The following is a 14,525-nucleotide window of genomic DNA, read 5'->3' as shown; positions in this document are numbered from 1 at the left end:
AGTCTTGCGACGCTACTGTTTTTCGGCGGCCCGTCAATTCAGTAGATTTGCGGTTCGACATAAGGAAAATTGATGCATGCCTGAAAATGCCCGCTTTTCAACGCGTAGTGCGGGCGCTATGGCTCAAACCCATGACGGATCTGATTTCGCTTTATAATGAACGTATCTCCGATGGGTCTCTGACACGGGATGACGCGCAGGAAGCCGTTCTGCCGCATTTCGAACGTATCCGGGCCGAATTGAGCGCACCGGTGAAGCGAGGCTTGTTCCGCAAGGCTCCACCACCACCCAAAGGGTTGTACCTGTGGGGCGGGGTTGGGCGTGGGAAATCCATGCTGATGGATATGTTCGTGGACGCGTTGGAAGACATATCAGCGCGGAGGGTTCATTTTCACGCGTTCATGCAGGAAATCCATGCGGGTATGCACAAGGCACGCAAGGATGGCGTCGAAGACGCGCTTGCCCCGGTCGCGCAGGAGGTCGTGAAATCGGTCAAGCTGCTGGCGTTTGATGAAATGCAGATCACCGATATTACCGATGCCATGATCGTCGGACGCCTGTTTGATCTGCTGCATGCGGGGGGCGTGGTCATCGTCACGACCTCGAATCGGCATCCGGATGATCTGTACAAGGACGGTTTGAACCGACAGCTGTTTTTGCCCTTCATTGCCCATATCAAAGAGCAGCTTCAGGTATGGGAGCTGGTTTCGCCGACCGACTATCGCCAAAACCGCCTTGAGGGCGCGCCGGTCTATTTCTCGCCAATCGGCCCGGAGGCGCGTGAGAAGATACGCGCCGCTTGGGCGGATTTGTCGGGAGGCACGGCAGAGCCCTTGGTCCTGCAGGTCAAAGGCCGCGCCGTTGAGCTCCCGGCTTTTCGCAATGGGGTCGCGCGGGCCTCGTTCTATGACCTGTGTGGACGGATGTTGGGGCCTGGGGACTATCTTGCTATCGCCGAAACGGTCAAGGTTCTGGTGTTGGAGGATATTCCCCGTCTGTCGCGCAACAACTTCAATGAGGCCAAACGCTTTGTGACGTTGATCGACGCGCTGTATGAGGCCAAGGTTCGGTTGATCTGTTCTGCAGCTGCCGAGCCCGAGATGCTGTATGTCGAGGGCGAAGGCACCTTTGAGTTTGAGCGTACCGCGTCTCGCCTACGGGAAATGCAGGATCAGGATTGGGGGAAGTAGGGGGCTCGGCCCCCGCCGCCGTTGGCGGCTCCCCCGGGATATTTTCAGCCAGATGAAGCCCTGCGGACGGATCTTAGCCATTTTCGCGCAGGATGTTGCCCGCAAGGTAGAGGGACCCGCAGATCAGAATACGCGCCTGCGGGTCTTTGGCGACGATTGTGTCTAGCGCCTCGGCCACGCTGTTGGCAGTTGATGCGGGCAGATCGACCTTGGCAGCGGCAGCGGCAGTTTCTTCGGCGCTGAGGGTTGCGGCCTCACCCGGGATGGACACGGCGGTCAGGCTTTGAGCCTGTTTGGCAAGCGGCGCAAGGTAGCTTGCCACATCTTTGGTGTTCAGCATACCGCAGATCATGTGGGTCGGGCGTTTCGGCAGGTTCGAAAGAACCTCGGCCAGAGCAATCCCAGCTGCGGCGTTGTGCCCTCCGTCCAGCCAAAGCTCGGCCTGCCCTGCGGCTTGCACGAGCGGGCCGGTTTTGAGGCGTTGCATCCGCGCGGGCCATTCAGCCTTGGTAACGGCGGCCTCATAAGCGGCGTCACCAAGGTTGAGGTAGCGCAGAACGGCCAGAGCCGCTCCTGCGTTCTGGATCTGGTGGGCACCCAAGAGGTTGGGCAGAGGCAGGTCACGCAGGCCGGTTTCGTCCTGATAGATCAGGCGGCCATTCTCTTCGGTGACGTGCCAGTGCTGGCCGAAAGCAATCAGAGGTGCGCCGAGGCGTGCGGCGGTCTGTTCGATCACCTCCATCGCCTCATCAGGTTGCGGGCCGACGATGCAAGGTACGCCGCGTTTGATGATACCGGCCTTTTCAGCGGCGATTTTCGCCAGCGTATTACCCAGAAACTGCTCGTGGTCGATCGAGATCGGGGTGATCACCGTCACGGCAGGTTTTTCGATCACATTGGTCGCGTCCAGACGCCCGCCGAGGCCGACTTCGAGCAGGGTGTAATCCGCCTTGGCCCGTGCGAAGGCCAGAAGGGCCGCGCAGGTCGTAATCTCGAAATAGGTGATGTTTTCGCCGCCATTGGCTGCGTAGCACTCATCAAGCACCGCCGTCAGGTCGGGTTCCGAGATCAGCTCTCCGGCCAAACGAATGCGTTCATGGAACCGGGCGAGATGCGGTGAAGTATAGGCATGGGCCGACAGCCCTGCCCCTTCAAGCCCGGCTCGGATCATCGCTTGCGTCGAACCCTTACCGTTGGTTCCGGCGATATGGATCACCGGCGGCAGCTTGTTCTGCGGGTTGTCCAATGCCCCTAGCAAACGCCAGACGCGATCCAAGGTCAGGTCGATGATCTTGGGGTGTAGCGCCATCATCCGGTCGAGGATGGCGTCAGATGTTTGGGCGGTCATTTCTGATCCGTATCTTCAGCAGGCGCGTCTACGGCGGCCGCTTCCGTTTCAGGCGCAGGCAGATCGCCCTTGATCGCCGGAGGCTGGTTCATCAGCATGCGGGTGATGGTGATCAGCTCTTCACGCAGCTCGGTGCGCTTGGTCACGCGGTCGAGCATACCGTGGTCCAGCAGGTATTCGGCGCGCTGGAACCCCTCGGGCAGCTTTTCACGGATGGTCTGCTCAATCACGCGGGGACCCGCAAAACAGATCAGCGCGTTGGGTTCCGAGATATGCACGTCGCCCAGCATCGCGTAAGATGCAGTCACACCACCGGTGGTTGGGTGGGTCAGAACGACGATATAGGGCAGGTTCGCCTCTTTCAGCATCTCGACGGCCACGGTGGTACGCGGCATCTGCATCAGGCTCAGGATGCCTTCCTGCATCCGGGCACCGCCGGCGGCCGAGAACAGGATCAGCGGGCGCTTTAGCTTAACCGCCTCTTGCGCGGCGGCGATGATCGCGTTGCCAACATACATGCCCATCGAACCGCCCATAAACGAGAAATCCTGCGCCGCCGCAACAATCGGGGTACGCCCGATTTCGCCCGTAGCGACCAGCATGGCTTCTTTTTCGCCCGTTTTCTTCTGGGCCGCCTTCATGCGATCGGGGTATTTCTTCTGATCGCGGAACTGCAGCGGGTCATCTTTGGGCGCAGGCACCGCAACTTCGGTGAAAATCCCGCCATCGAACAGGTGGCCAAAGCGATCACGCGGTGTGATTGCCATATGGTGACCGCACTGGGTGCAGACGTTCTGGTTTTCGGCCAATTCACGATGGAACAGCATCGTTCCGCATTCATCGCATTTGTGCCACAGATTTTCTGGCACTTCTCGGCGCGAGAAGATCGAGTTGATCCGGGGGCGGACGTAGTTTGTGATCCAGTTCATATCAGAGCCTTGGATTGTGCGGCGTTGACGTCAAATAAGACGCTACGGAAAGAAATGCAATCAGCGCCTGATGACTAGTCGTGCTGTCAGCCAGCAAACCATCATCGAGCCGAAATCCACCCACAACCACTGCCGCAATACTCCACCGTCCGACATATCGTAGGGCAGCACGAAAAGGGCCAGACCACTGAGCGTATCGGGCAATGAGATAATCAGGAGAGAGATCACATTATTGAAGAAATGCAAGGCGATAGCTGGGCCCAAAGTGCCAGAACGAGCCGTCAGATCAGCCGCCAGAACGCCGAACACACAGGACCAGACTGCAACCAGCAGCGCGTTGTCGCCAGCAATCCCCGGCGCATAGTGACCCGCTGCAAACAAGGCCGAAGGCACGCCTACCCAGATCAGCGGTGACTGAAACCGCGCGGCCAGAGATTGCTGCAGGTAGCCGCGAAACAGGATCTCTTCGGCGCTGGTCTGAATCAGCACTGCGCCTGCTGCGAACGGCAGCAGTAAGATCCAGGTCGAGAAGGCAAGGTTCTGGGTCAGCGGATCCCCCATTCCGTAAGGCGGTAGGGCTGCCAGTGCCAGACCGAGAACCACCAGGGCCACCAAAACCCGTGTGAATTGACTGATTGCCAGGCGGCGCTCTCCGAGAATCGCCCAGAGTGATCTTTGCTGCATCTGTTTTGCAGCAACAGCAACGCCAATCGTCAGAAACCCAAAGCTGGCCAGCAGGACAAATGTCGCAAGGGGAGACGTGCCGCGCAAAAACCCCTGGGCCTTAGAGGGGGGGATGAGGGCGCCTATAACCGCAAAAAGAACAGTGTTCGCCGCCAAATATAGCGCGCAAACAATCACCAGCCCGACCAGCAGCCGCCACAGATCAGGGCGCGCGCGGGCGTCGCGCACCAGATGTTCATGCGCAGCGTAGGCAGCGGGTTCAATCATCACGTTGACCCTCGTCAGAAACGGTTTCCTGCACCACGTCCGGGAAGACATCCGCCGGGTTGGCAACCGTGTTCACGCGCGTGGCGAGCGTAGTCAGGTATCCCGCGACGGTTTGCAGCAACTGCGTCGCGACCGAGGCGTCGCTTTCGACAACGGCGCGCAGTTCTTCGGCTCCGATACGCAGGAAGGCGCAATCTGTGTTAGCGACCAGATCAAGTTGTCGGCGGTCACCGGTGATGATCGACAGGTCCCCGATTAGGCGGCCCGGCTCAACAATCGAAATGGGACGTTTGTTGCCATCTTCATCCGACCAGTCCAACCGGGCCTGACCCCGAATGCACAGGTAGGCTGCGTCCGCCGTCTGCCCTCGCGAGAAGATCACCTGCCCCGCGGCGACGTCATACCATTGTGCCGAGAACGCCAGCAGCCGTTGGTTCCGCGCGTCGATGCCCGAGAAAAGCTCGGTGGTCGAGATGATTTCGAGCTTTCTGCTGAGGTCGGCAGTAGCCCCCTCTTGATGCAGAACGGGCGTGCGTGAGACACCGTCGATGCGGCCATCCTTTACCTCGACGAACAGGTCATAGGCTTCGGGATGGGCAAAGTGATCCTCCATGAAGATCATGATCGACTCGGGCAGCAATTCCCGCAGGCGCAGCCGGGTGCGCAGGCGGCTTTCCGAATCGTGACTGGCGAGCGCCTTGTCGAGGATCAGGATATCGGGCCGTTTGATACCCGCACGCGAGAACGATGCGCGTTCCTGGAACACCGTGGGCAAGTTGTTCCCGCCCAAGCCCGAGGGCAGGTCGAACATGGTGGCCGCAGCGCGGCGGCGCAGACCGGCCTCATTCACGGCTTGGGCGACCAGATCTTCAATCTCTTCGGCGTGCGCACCCGCCATGAGAGAAACGCGCCCGTAAAGGACATTCTCGATCACGGTCAGACGCGGGAAGTAGGCGTCAGGTGACAGTGGGACGAACATCCCATCCAGCGCCTCATGCATGGCAGCGGATTGCTGTTTCCGGATCGCAAGGATCTTGTCTTTGTACTCGTTCGGAAAGTCGGGGCCAATTTGCTCGGCCGTCAATAGGAACGGTACTGTCAGCATCAGCGCACAATCCGGTTCTGAGACCGCATTGTCCCCTTTGGTTTTCAGGCGATCCTTGATGTCCAAAAGCCTGTGATACATGTCCTTGGACATGCCCAACCGCAGGAACAGAGGGTGATCGGTGCCATCGCGACCAAAGGCCTGGTCCAACGTCTCGATCACGGTGCTGGCCATGTTCATTGCTTCTTCGGCCAGATCATGGCTGCGCAACATGTTTCGGAACCGCTGATCACCGGCCAATGACTCGGGCGTGATATCCCGCGCGGGCGTGGCGAACAGCAGGTTGCCACCCAAAGGCACCGCGGGATTGAACTGATCCGGATCGAACCGATAGACATAGCGATCGAGGCCCTTGTCCTGTAATTTCTGGGCCACTGTCTCGCGCAGTTTGACAAGCTCTTGCGCCAGGCGCGGATGCAGTTTCGGGTCAAACTGCGTGCGTAGGGTGCGGCGCAACATGAACTCGTCAATGCCCATCGCCTCGACCAGTTGGAACCACCACGCGCGGATGTCGTCGATATCGTCCAGCCCGGCCAGCCCCGGATCGACCCATTCATCCTCGAGCGAATCTGTCGGATTGCCGGACCGAACGGCCTCGATCTGGCGGCGGGTCGGGGCCTTCTTGTCCTCAGTTTCGTGCTGAGGATAGGGGCGCAGCGGCATCAGCAGGTTGTCACCCAGAGTTCCATCGAACAGGTAGGGCCGCGAATAGGCGTATCCGATCCGAGCAGCAATCACCGCTTGATGCAGTTCGTTGAGATTATGCCCGGCCAGCAGGACCTCGCCCTGAACCGGCACCACCTCACGCGTCAGAAGCTGCGCCAGAGCGGTGCGTTCAGCCGCGTTGGTCGACTGAATCGCCACCCGCGCGCCCTTGGGAATTCTCAGATCGATGTCTTCCAGAATGGTTTTACCGTCATCATCGCGCACGGTGATGTTCCGCAGTTCGATATCGCCGGTGAGGTGCGTGATGACCTCAGGCCGGCCCTCGAACAGGTGTTCGGGGATCATGTTAGACGGGGCGAATCTTTCGGTCACGATCTCCCAGCGCAGCGACATGTCCTGCACCTGATTGTAGTAGGTCAGCAGGTCTTTCCACGGGCCGCTCAAATCCTTGTAGGCCCCCAAGGCCGCCACCAGAGCACCCACAGTCACTTCACCCGTGATCGCCAGATACCCCCCGACCGAGTAGAACAAGAACGGGGTCATCTGAGTGATCAGATTGTTGAGGAACTTCATGAAGAACTTTTTGTTGTAGATCTTGAAGCGGATCTCGAACAGGTTCCCCAGACGGTAGCTAAATTGCGCCAATCGGTAGCGCCAGCCGCCATTGGTGCGCAAATCGCTTATGCCAGCGGCACTTTCGCCGATCTCGGAACTCAGGTGGCGGACCTCCTGAATGCGTTCTTTGTTCAGCAGGTTGATCTGGCGTTGCAGTTTCGGGATCAACCACGCCTGTAGCGGTATGAGGGCGATACTGGCCAGCCCGAACCAGACGCTCTGCATGAACAGAAAGGTGACGATGGTCATCATCTGACCGAACTGGAACACCGGCTGAGCGATGGCGTCGCCCATCAGACCACCCATAGGTTCGGCCTCGGAAGTGATCATCGACACCAGCTCACCCTGACTGGTGGTGGCAAAATACGATTTCGGAAAGCGCATCGACCGGTTGATCAGCGTAAATCGCAAGCGACGCAGCATCCGTTCCGCCAGAACGCCCTTCATCGTGTTGATGCGCATCTTCATCAAGCCGCTAGCGATCACAGTGGCCAGAAAGGCAAAACACAGGATCATAAGGTATTGAATCTGCGTGACGGTCACCCCCCAGATCGTGACCGTATCCGCGGGCGCACCAATGGCATCGTTGATGATCTGCTTGGGCAGCTCAAGCGAGGCATACAGGAACGGAAACGAAAGAACCGTCAGAACCAACAGCACAAGCTGTTGTTTTTTGGAGTGTTTCCATATGAACGAAAACAGGGTGGGTTCCATGGCCGGGCCTTGTCGAATGAAAAACTGATGCGTGACGTGGTTGCTGGTGACCCGCTTTTTCAAGAGGCCCGACCCTAAGCACAGACCCCACGTAATGCAAGAACCGACGGTGGCCTTACGCGCCGAAAACCGACAGATCCAAATTCCGGGTTTGTCCCTTGCCCGGTCTTTGACTAAAGAGGTCCTACGTCGGACGAAGGGACCATGGGTAGGATTCTCGAACGCTATTTTCACCGCAGGGTTTTGGACCGCTGGCGCAAGGCCGCGCAGATGGCGGGTGACGCCCCTCAGGCCGAACTGCGACGCCAGCGCGACAGCGCGCGCGCCCTGCAAACACAGCTTAGGCAGGTGATTGACACGGCGGATATTCGGCTGCGCGATCCGCAAATCGGCTCGAACCAGTTTCCCAAACCGATCGGCACGGATTGGAGCTGGCGCCCCGAGCTGTGGCGCTGGCCCCTTGCCACGCCCGGCATTGCCTCACCCCCGCGCAAAGCGTCCCTGGGCGATCAGGTGCAGGTGTTTCACGACTGCCCACAGGCCGAGATCGCCCTGCGCCAGAACCGCAACCGTCTGTCCAGTGATCTGGCCCCTTTCAATATGGGCATGGAGGTCTTTGGTTTCGAAGGCAGCTTTCTGTCGCTTTCGATCCAACTGCCTAGCGATGCCTCTCAGGACCTTAGCCTGCAGCACCTTATCCGCCTGGACACGCATATTGACGCGGAGCAGGAGATCGACCTCTTTGCCCGGCTGAACATCCTTAGCGGCCCGAATACCGAACAGGTTCTGCGCAAGCTTGATCTGACCAACCCGTCGTCCAGCGTCGATTTCGATCTGGCCCATCTGCCGTTGAATGAGAAACGGATCGAGAAGGTCTGGTTGGACCTAATCCTTGAAAACCCCGGCATGAACAGCGTCACTCTGCGCGACCTGACATTGTGCCGCCACCATCGCGCTGATTTGTGAGGTCATAGGGAATGACTGAGCCACTATTGACCCGCACCCGGTTTGAGAACGGAATTTGGCAAGGGCATCTGCGCACCCAGACCCAGCCGGATATTCAGGTGCTGTACCGGGGTGAGGACGTCGAAGGTGTTACACTCTCGGATGTCGAGGAAGGCTGGTCCGTGACCATCCCGGTGCCGATCGCAGCTCTGTCGGACGGGGTCCATTGCTTTGTCATATCCGAGCGCTCAACGGCCCGGAAACTGGGTGATTTCACGGTGATATCGGGCGAACCTGCCGCCGATGATCTGCGCGCCGAAGTTGAGCTATTGCGCGGTGAGCTTGACATGCTCAAGCGGGCTTTTCGCAGAATTTGCAGGGACCCGAGCTGAGCCACTACCCGGGTTTTCCTATCTTTTTCGCCATTTACATGCATCATTGAGGCAGCCGCAACACTCCGGAAGCCGCCATGGATCGCAAAAATATCATCAAAGTCATTGCCTTGATGGTGACCGCATTTGGCATCGGCATCGACTTTACCGGGGCTCTGATGCTGGTTCCGTCAATCGAAAGCAGCTTTGACAGCGATATCACCAGCACCCAGTGGGTTCTGAACATTTACGCACTGTTCTTCGCCATGACCATGGTCGCCGGAGGGCGTTTGGGCGACATGTACGGACACCGCAGAGTGATGATTATCGGCCTGTCGATCTTTCTGTTTGCCTCGGTGATGTGCTTCTTCGCGCCCGGCTTGGATTTCCTGATCGGCGCGCGCGCCTTGCAAGGCATTGGCGCAGGATGCGTCTGGCCCTGCACCTTGGCCTTTGGGGCCACCAAAGTATCGAAACAGGAACACCGCGCGCTTGTCATGGGGCTGATCCTGGCCGGTGTGACAACGGGCAATGTGTTTGGCCCAATGATCAGCGGGCTAGCTGTCAGTTTCGGCGAGTGGCGGTATTTCTTCCTCGCTAATGTCGTGTTCTCCTGCATCTCGATGGCAACCGCTTTGATCCTGATGGAGCGGGAGACCCAGCACAAACAGGGCGAGCATATCGACTTTGCCGGTATGGGTATCCTTTCCTTTGCTGTTCTTCTTCTGCTCTACGGGCTGGATGTGGGAGCCGATTGGGGCTGGTCGTCGATCCCGCTTTTGCTGCTCTTCTTTGTCAGCGCCGTTCTGTTCCTGCTGTTTCCACGCGTTGAAAAGCGGGTGAAAGAGCCGCTCTTGCTGCCGCAATTAATGCAGAATCGAGAATTTCTGATCACGCTTGGACTGAATATGTTCAACGTCTCAGCCGCCTTTGTCGCGTTGCTGTATTTCCCGCAATACATGCAAAAGGTGCTGGGTTGGTCGACCTTCCAATCAGCGCTCGGGCTGGCCCCTCTGACCATCCTGCTGGCAGTGGGGTCGATCGTCTCTGGCACACTTTACAATGACTTCGGCCCCAAACGCCTGCTGTTTTGGGGTTATGTTCTGGCGACGGTGGGATCGGCTAGTATCGTGATCCTGCCCAGCAGTTTGGGCTATTTCCACATCCTGCCGGGTATGGCCATGATCGGGCTGGGCGCGACCTTGACGGTCGGACCGTCCGGAACCGCTGCGGTCTGCGCGGTCAAACCTGAACGCGCCGGGCTGGTTGGGGGCCTCAGTTTCATGACGCATCTGGTCTACGGAGCAATCTCGGTCGCCTGTGCGACAGCCATCATGTATGCGGTATCGTTGTCTACCCTTCGGGGGAAGCTAGCCGCTGCCGGGATTGATCTGACCGACGCCGAACAACGGGCGATCAATGGCGGTTCCCTCAGCACCGACTCTGCACATGCGGTGATGGCAAAGCTGAGCGCGGATCAGGTCGATACGGTCAAATCCGCCCTAACAACCGCCTTTGACAGCGGCATGAGCATGGCCTTCATCTTTTCCACGATTTCGGTCTCGTTGGGCATTCTTCTGGCGCTGATGCTGGACGAAGCCAAGCTGCACAAGATCGAAAGTTGAAAGGGCCGCGCCTGGCGCGACCCTTTGGATTTTACTGAGACGGACCGTCAGGATTGAACGCCGAAAGACCTTTGAGGATGTCGATGGCATAGGCCAACTGGTAATCCTCTTCCCGCAGCTCAGCGGTGGCTTCAGCTTTGGCGCGGTCTTCTTCGATCTGGCGGATTTCATCCTCGCTGAGGCTGTCATTGTTCAGACTGCCGCGCAGATCCGCTTCCGAGCGTGCCGGACGATCATCCTCTTCTTCAGTTTCCGGAGCCGGGCGCGGTTGTTCCACGATAATGTCCGGGCTGACACCCAACGCCTGGATCGAACGGCCAGACGGCGTGTAGTACCGCGAGGTGGTCAGACGCATCGCACCGTCACCGCGCAGCGGCATCACCGTCTGCACCGAGCCTTTACCAAAGCTCTTGGTACCAACAACAATCGCGCGTCGGTGGTCTTGCAGGGCACCGGCAACGATTTCAGAGGCCGAGGCAGAACCGCCATTGATCAACACCACAATCGGCTTACCTTCGGCCAGATCGCCGGGGGTCGCGTTGAAACGCTCGCCGTCCTGCGGGTCACGTCCACGGGTCGAGACGATCTCACCCTCGTTCAGGAAGGCATCCGAGACCTTGATCGCCTGCGTCAGCAGACCGCCGGGGTTGTTGCGAAGATCCAGCACAAAGCCGTTGACCTTGTCGATCCCGCCCGCTTCCTCGATCTGCTCTTCCATTCCGGCTTGCAGGTTCGGGAAGGTCTGATCGTTGAACGTGGTCACTCGCATGACAACACTGGTGCCCTCGGTCCGGGCACGTACGGCGGTCAGTTTGATCGTATCGCGAATGATGGTGACATCGAACGGATCAGGCTCACCTTCACGCACAACGGTGATCACGATTTCCGAGCCGACAGGACCGCGCATCAGTTCAACCGCCTTGTCCAGCGTCAGGCCCAGAATGCTTTCGCCGTCCACATGGGTGATGAAATCTCCGGCCTCGATCCCGGCTTCATCGGCGGGCGTGTCGTCGATCGGAGAGACGACTTTGACAAAGCCTTCCTCTTGCGTGACCTCGATACCAAGCCCACCAAACTCACCCCGGGTCTGCACGCGCATCTGTTCGGCGTCGTCGGGCGACAGGTAGCTGGAATGCGGATCAAGCGAGGTCAACATGCCGTCAATCGCGGCTTCGATCAGCTCTTCCGGCTCAACCTCTTCGACATACTGCGCGCGGATCCGCTCAAAAATATCACCGAACAGGTCGAGTTGCTGGTAGACATCGGCCTTGCTCTCGGCCTCCTGCGCCAGCAGGGGTCCTGCGATCTGAGTTGTTGCAATGATGCCTGCAACCGTTCCGGCCAGTCCGGCCATCACAAATTTCTTCATACTCGTTTATCCATCCTTGCTGGTCCGAAACCACGACTCGGGGTCCACGGGGCTGTTATCTTCTCTGACCTCTATATAGAGCGTTTCTGACCGGTCAGTTCCAGTGCCATCACCACGAGTTGACAAAATAGCACCGATTTCCGGCGTTTCACCGGGCATCAAACCGACCGGAGTGCCCTCTGGTATCACTTGACCTATGTCTCCATAGACTTCCTGCAAGCCCGAAAAGACGAACAGAAGGCCGGGCTGAGGCTCAAGAATGATCAGATTTCCCAGGTCCAGCAGCGGCCCTCGGTAGCGAATTGTTGCCGCCGTGGGCGTTGTTACCAGAGCACGCGGGCGCGCACCAAGCACGAGCCCAGGCCGCGTTACGCCTGCTGCGTCTGTTTCCCCGGCCCGGTGCAATAAAACGCCCTGGACCGGCAGAGGCACGTCGCCTTTGCGGCTTTGAATAGAGTCGTCACTTTGCGCGATCTCGCCTTCCGAGATTTCGGATAGGCCTGTTGCGAACCCATCGAGTGTTTCGGTCGAAGAGATCAGGATTGCCGTTTTGATCGGGTCCTCGACAAAGCGCTGCGGCAACCCGGTGCGATCCGCGATGGCTTCGCTCAGGCGGGTACGGGCGGACTGCACCCCGGTCAGACCTTCTGTCAGGGTTTCCGCTGCATCCTGCTGTAGTACGCGCAAGGTCTGAACCTCTTGCAGATCCTGTGCCAAAGCCTGCGCTTTTGCATTCAGGCCCGGTGTCACCTCGGACAGCATCATCCCGGCCCGCGCGGCCCCCAAGGGCCCCGAGGGGTGTAGCATCAGCACCGGCGGGGTGGTTGTTTCAATGGTCTGCAATACGCCCAGCAATTGCGCCACATCCTGTTCCCGCGCGCGCAGCTCAGCCGACAGCTGCGCCTCGCGCGTGGCGGCCATGCGCAACCCGTCCCGCATGGCGGACAGCCCAGCCTCGTAAGCTTGGATCGTCTCGGTCAGAGCGCGTACGCGGTCGCGCGCGCTTTCTGCATCGGACAGCGAGATTGACGCCTGTTCCAACATCTCGGCTGCCGCCAGTGCCGCCTGAGACGGAGTGCTCTGCGCCTCTGCCGGGCCATACAAGACCACCGCCAAGGCTGCGGCCAGAACCCTCATGACAGCAGGCTTTCCCCAGTCATCTCAGGCGGTTTGGGCAGGTTCATCAGTGCCAGCAAAGTGGGCGCAAGGTCCGACAAACGCCCGGAGCGGAGCGCCGCCCCCTCAGGCCCACCAACTAAAGCCACCGGCACTGGGTTCAGCGTGTGCGCGGTGTGTGGGCCACCTGTCTCCGGGTCCACCATCACTTCGCAATTGCCGTGATCTGCGGTGACGATCATCGCCCCCCCGGCTTTTTTCAACGCGGCCACCACACGGGCCAAGCCTTGATCCACGGCCTCGCAGGCTTTGATCGCAGCGCTCAGGTCTCCGGTGTGGCCGACCATATCGGGGTTGGCATAGTTGGTGACGATCAGATCATAGCCAGCCTTGATGGCCTCAACGAACTTGTCCGTCACTTCGGTCGAGGACATCTCGGGCTGCAGATCATAAGTGGCCACTTTGGGCGATTTGGGCATGAAGCGATCTTCGCCAGTTTCGGGGACCTCCTTGCCGCCGTTCAGGAAGAAGGTGACATGGGGGTATTTCTCGGTTTCGGCCAGACGGAACTGACGCAAACCCTGTTTGGCCACCCACTCGCCCAAAGTGTTCACGATGGCTCGTTTGGGGAACACGGTTGTCATATAGGCGTTGTGGCCGTCAGAGTATTCGACCATGCCAAGCAGGGCAGACAGCGCTGGGCGCGGGCCGGTGTCGAAATCGTCAAAGCCCGGCTCGGCAATCGCGCGCAGAATCTCCCGAGCGCGGTCGGCGCGGAAATTCAGGCAGAAAAACCCGTCACCATCTTTGACACCGTCATAACCTTTCAGCACGGTCGGCACGATGAACTCATCCGTCTCGGATTGGTTGTAAGCGTAGTCAACCGCTCCATGCGCCGTGGTACCGGCACGGCCCTGTCCTTTGATCATGGCGTTGTAGGCTTGGCTGACACGCTCCCACCGGTTATCGCGGTCCATGGCGAAGTAACGACCGCAGACGGTGACGATACGCGCCCCTTCGGGCAGGCGTTCCTCAAGCTCGGAGATGTAGGTGAAAGCCGATTTCGGAGCGACATCGCGCCCGTCGGTCACTGCATGCAGAGCCACCGGAACGCCGGCATCCGTGATCGCTTTGGCCGCTGCAACGATGTGGTTCACATGCCCATGAACACCGCCATCCGAGGCCAGCCCCATCAGATGCGCCGTTCCGCCCGCGGCTTTCACTTTTTCAATGAACGCCTGCAGCGCGTCATTTTCGAAGAATGAGCCATCCTCGATCGCCAGATCAATCTGGCCCAGATCCATCGCCACCACACGGCCCGCGCCGATATTGGTGTGCCCAACCTCGGAATTACCCATCTGACCGCTGGGCAAGCCCACATCCGGGCCATGCGTAATCAGCGTGGCATGCGGGCCCTGCATAATCGCATCGAATGCAGGTGTATTGGCCAAATACGGGGCATTGGCCTGAGTGTCTTCGGACAATCCCCAACCATCAAGAATACACAGGACTACGGGTTTGGGCGTGGCCATTTTGGTCTCCGGTAACTGCTCTTGGCGAACCTTCTACCGCCTGACCGCT

General features: G+C 59.1%; 11 protein-coding genes. 4 read left to right on the top strand and 7 right to left on the bottom strand.

Annotated elements, in window-relative coordinates; genetic code table 11:
- Positions 1-131 precede the first annotated feature (131 nt).
- Positions 132-1,190 carry a cell division protein ZapE gene (gene zapE / locus ACP15L_RS18725; protein ID WP_425085331.1) on the top strand — a complete coding sequence of 353 codons (1,059 nt, stop codon included), beginning with the start codon at positions 132-134 and terminating at the stop codon, positions 1,188-1,190.
- A gap of 73 nt (positions 1,191-1,263) precedes the next feature.
- Here zapE and ACP15L_RS18720 read toward each other — a convergent pair whose 3' ends face one another.
- The 4 genes from ACP15L_RS18720 to ACP15L_RS18705 are packed head-to-tail and all read right to left on the bottom strand — an operon-like array spanning position 1,264 to position 7,518.
- The gene (locus ACP15L_RS18720; RefSeq protein WP_425085330.1) at positions 1,264-2,538 is read right to left on the bottom strand and encodes a bifunctional folylpolyglutamate synthase/dihydrofolate synthase; all 1,275 of its coding nucleotides are present in this window, start codon (positions 2,536-2,538) and stop codon (positions 1,264-1,266) included.
- Entirely contained in the window at positions 2,535-3,467 is a 933-nt protein-coding gene (gene accD / locus ACP15L_RS18715; protein ID WP_425085329.1) for an acetyl-CoA carboxylase, carboxyltransferase subunit beta, read from the bottom strand. The genes ACP15L_RS18720 and accD overlap by 4 nt, the downstream gene beginning before the upstream one ends.
- A 60-nt stretch (positions 3,468-3,527) precedes the next feature.
- Positions 3,528-4,418, bottom strand: a complete 891-nt coding sequence (locus ACP15L_RS18710; RefSeq protein ID WP_425085328.1) for a lysostaphin resistance A-like protein — start codon at positions 4,416-4,418, stop codon at positions 3,528-3,530.
- Positions 4,411-7,518, bottom strand: coding sequence for an ABC transporter transmembrane domain-containing protein (locus ACP15L_RS18705; RefSeq protein WP_425085327.1), 3,108 nt, complete (start codon positions 7,516-7,518; stop codon positions 4,411-4,413). The genes ACP15L_RS18710 and ACP15L_RS18705 overlap by 8 nt, the downstream gene beginning before the upstream one ends.
- A gap of 204 nt (positions 7,519-7,722) precedes the next feature.
- Between ACP15L_RS18705 and ACP15L_RS18700 the strand changes: the two genes are divergently transcribed.
- The 3 genes from ACP15L_RS18700 (at position 7,723) to ACP15L_RS18690 (ending at position 10,459) form a co-directional block, all read left to right on the top strand.
- Positions 7,723-8,484, top strand: a complete 762-nt coding sequence (locus ACP15L_RS18700) for a DUF6478 family protein (RefSeq protein ID WP_425085326.1) — start codon at positions 7,723-7,725, stop codon at positions 8,482-8,484.
- An 11-nt stretch (positions 8,485-8,495) separates the two neighbouring features.
- Positions 8,496-8,855, top strand: a complete 360-nt coding sequence (locus tag ACP15L_RS18695) for a hypothetical protein (protein ID WP_425085325.1) — start codon at positions 8,496-8,498, stop codon at positions 8,853-8,855.
- Positions 8,856-8,932: 77 nt separating this feature from the next.
- Positions 8,933-10,459 carry an MFS transporter gene (locus ACP15L_RS18690; RefSeq protein WP_425085324.1) on the top strand — a complete coding sequence of 509 codons (1,527 nt, stop codon included), beginning with the start codon at positions 8,933-8,935 and terminating at the stop codon, positions 10,457-10,459.
- Positions 10,460-10,490: 31 nt separating this feature from the next.
- On the opposite strand, the gene ACP15L_RS18685 is transcribed toward ACP15L_RS18690, so the two are convergent.
- From ACP15L_RS18685 to gpmI, 3 genes are read right to left on the bottom strand one after another with little or no spacing between them, the layout of a single operon-like run.
- Positions 10,491-11,828, bottom strand: a complete 1,338-nt coding sequence (locus ACP15L_RS18685) for a S41 family peptidase (protein WP_170377303.1) — start codon at positions 11,826-11,828, stop codon at positions 10,491-10,493.
- 6 nt (positions 11,829-11,834) lie between these two features.
- Positions 11,835-12,965: a murein hydrolase activator EnvC family protein gene (locus ACP15L_RS18680; protein ID WP_425085323.1), complete on the bottom strand. Its 1,131-nt coding sequence runs from the start codon at positions 12,963-12,965 to the stop codon at positions 11,835-11,837.
- Positions 12,962-14,476, bottom strand: a complete 1,515-nt coding sequence (gene gpmI, locus ACP15L_RS18675) for a 2,3-bisphosphoglycerate-independent phosphoglycerate mutase (protein ID WP_425085322.1) — start codon at positions 14,474-14,476, stop codon at positions 12,962-12,964. Before gpmI ends, ACP15L_RS18680 begins: the two co-directional genes overlap by 4 nt.
- Positions 14,477-14,525 lie beyond the last annotated feature (49 nt).

It is taken from the genome of Ruegeria profundi, from assembly GCF_049800715.1.
Lineage (GTDB): Bacteria > Pseudomonadota > Alphaproteobacteria > Rhodobacterales > Rhodobacteraceae > Ruegeria > Ruegeria profundi_A.
The sequence above is the reverse complement of the archived record's forward strand: the minus strand, read 5'-3'. Positions and strand labels throughout refer to the sequence as shown.

What these genes read in the sequence shown, in the direction of transcription:
- zapE (WP_425085331.1), top strand. Translation starts at nt 132, where the DNA reads ATGACGGATCTGATTTCGCTTTATAATGAACGTATCTCCGATGGGTCT.
- ACP15L_RS18720 (WP_425085330.1), bottom strand. Translation starts at nt 2,538, where the DNA reads ATGACCGCCCAAACATCTGACGCCATCCTCGACCGGATGATGGCGCTA.
- accD (WP_425085329.1), bottom strand. Translation starts at nt 3,467, where the DNA reads ATGAACTGGATCACAAACTACGTCCGCCCCCGGATCAACTCGATCTTC.
- ACP15L_RS18710 (WP_425085328.1), bottom strand. Translation starts at nt 4,418, where the DNA reads ATGATTGAACCCGCTGCCTACGCTGCGCATGAACATCTGGTGCGCGAC.
- ACP15L_RS18705 (WP_425085327.1), bottom strand. Translation starts at nt 7,518, where the DNA reads ATGGAACCCACCCTGTTTTCGTTCATATGGAAACACTCCAAAAAACAA.
- ACP15L_RS18700 (WP_425085326.1), top strand. Translation starts at nt 7,723, where the DNA reads ATGGGTAGGATTCTCGAACGCTATTTTCACCGCAGGGTTTTGGACCGC.
- ACP15L_RS18695 (WP_425085325.1), top strand. Translation starts at nt 8,496, where the DNA reads ATGACTGAGCCACTATTGACCCGCACCCGGTTTGAGAACGGAATTTGG.
- ACP15L_RS18690 (WP_425085324.1), top strand. Translation starts at nt 8,933, where the DNA reads ATGGATCGCAAAAATATCATCAAAGTCATTGCCTTGATGGTGACCGCA.
- ACP15L_RS18685 (WP_170377303.1), bottom strand. Translation starts at nt 11,828, where the DNA reads ATGAAGAAATTTGTGATGGCCGGACTGGCCGGAACGGTTGCAGGCATC.
- ACP15L_RS18680 (WP_425085323.1), bottom strand. Translation starts at nt 12,965, where the DNA reads ATGAGGGTTCTGGCCGCAGCCTTGGCGGTGGTCTTGTATGGCCCGGCA.
- gpmI (WP_425085322.1), bottom strand. Translation starts at nt 14,476, where the DNA reads ATGGCCACGCCCAAACCCGTAGTCCTGTGTATTCTTGATGGTTGGGGA.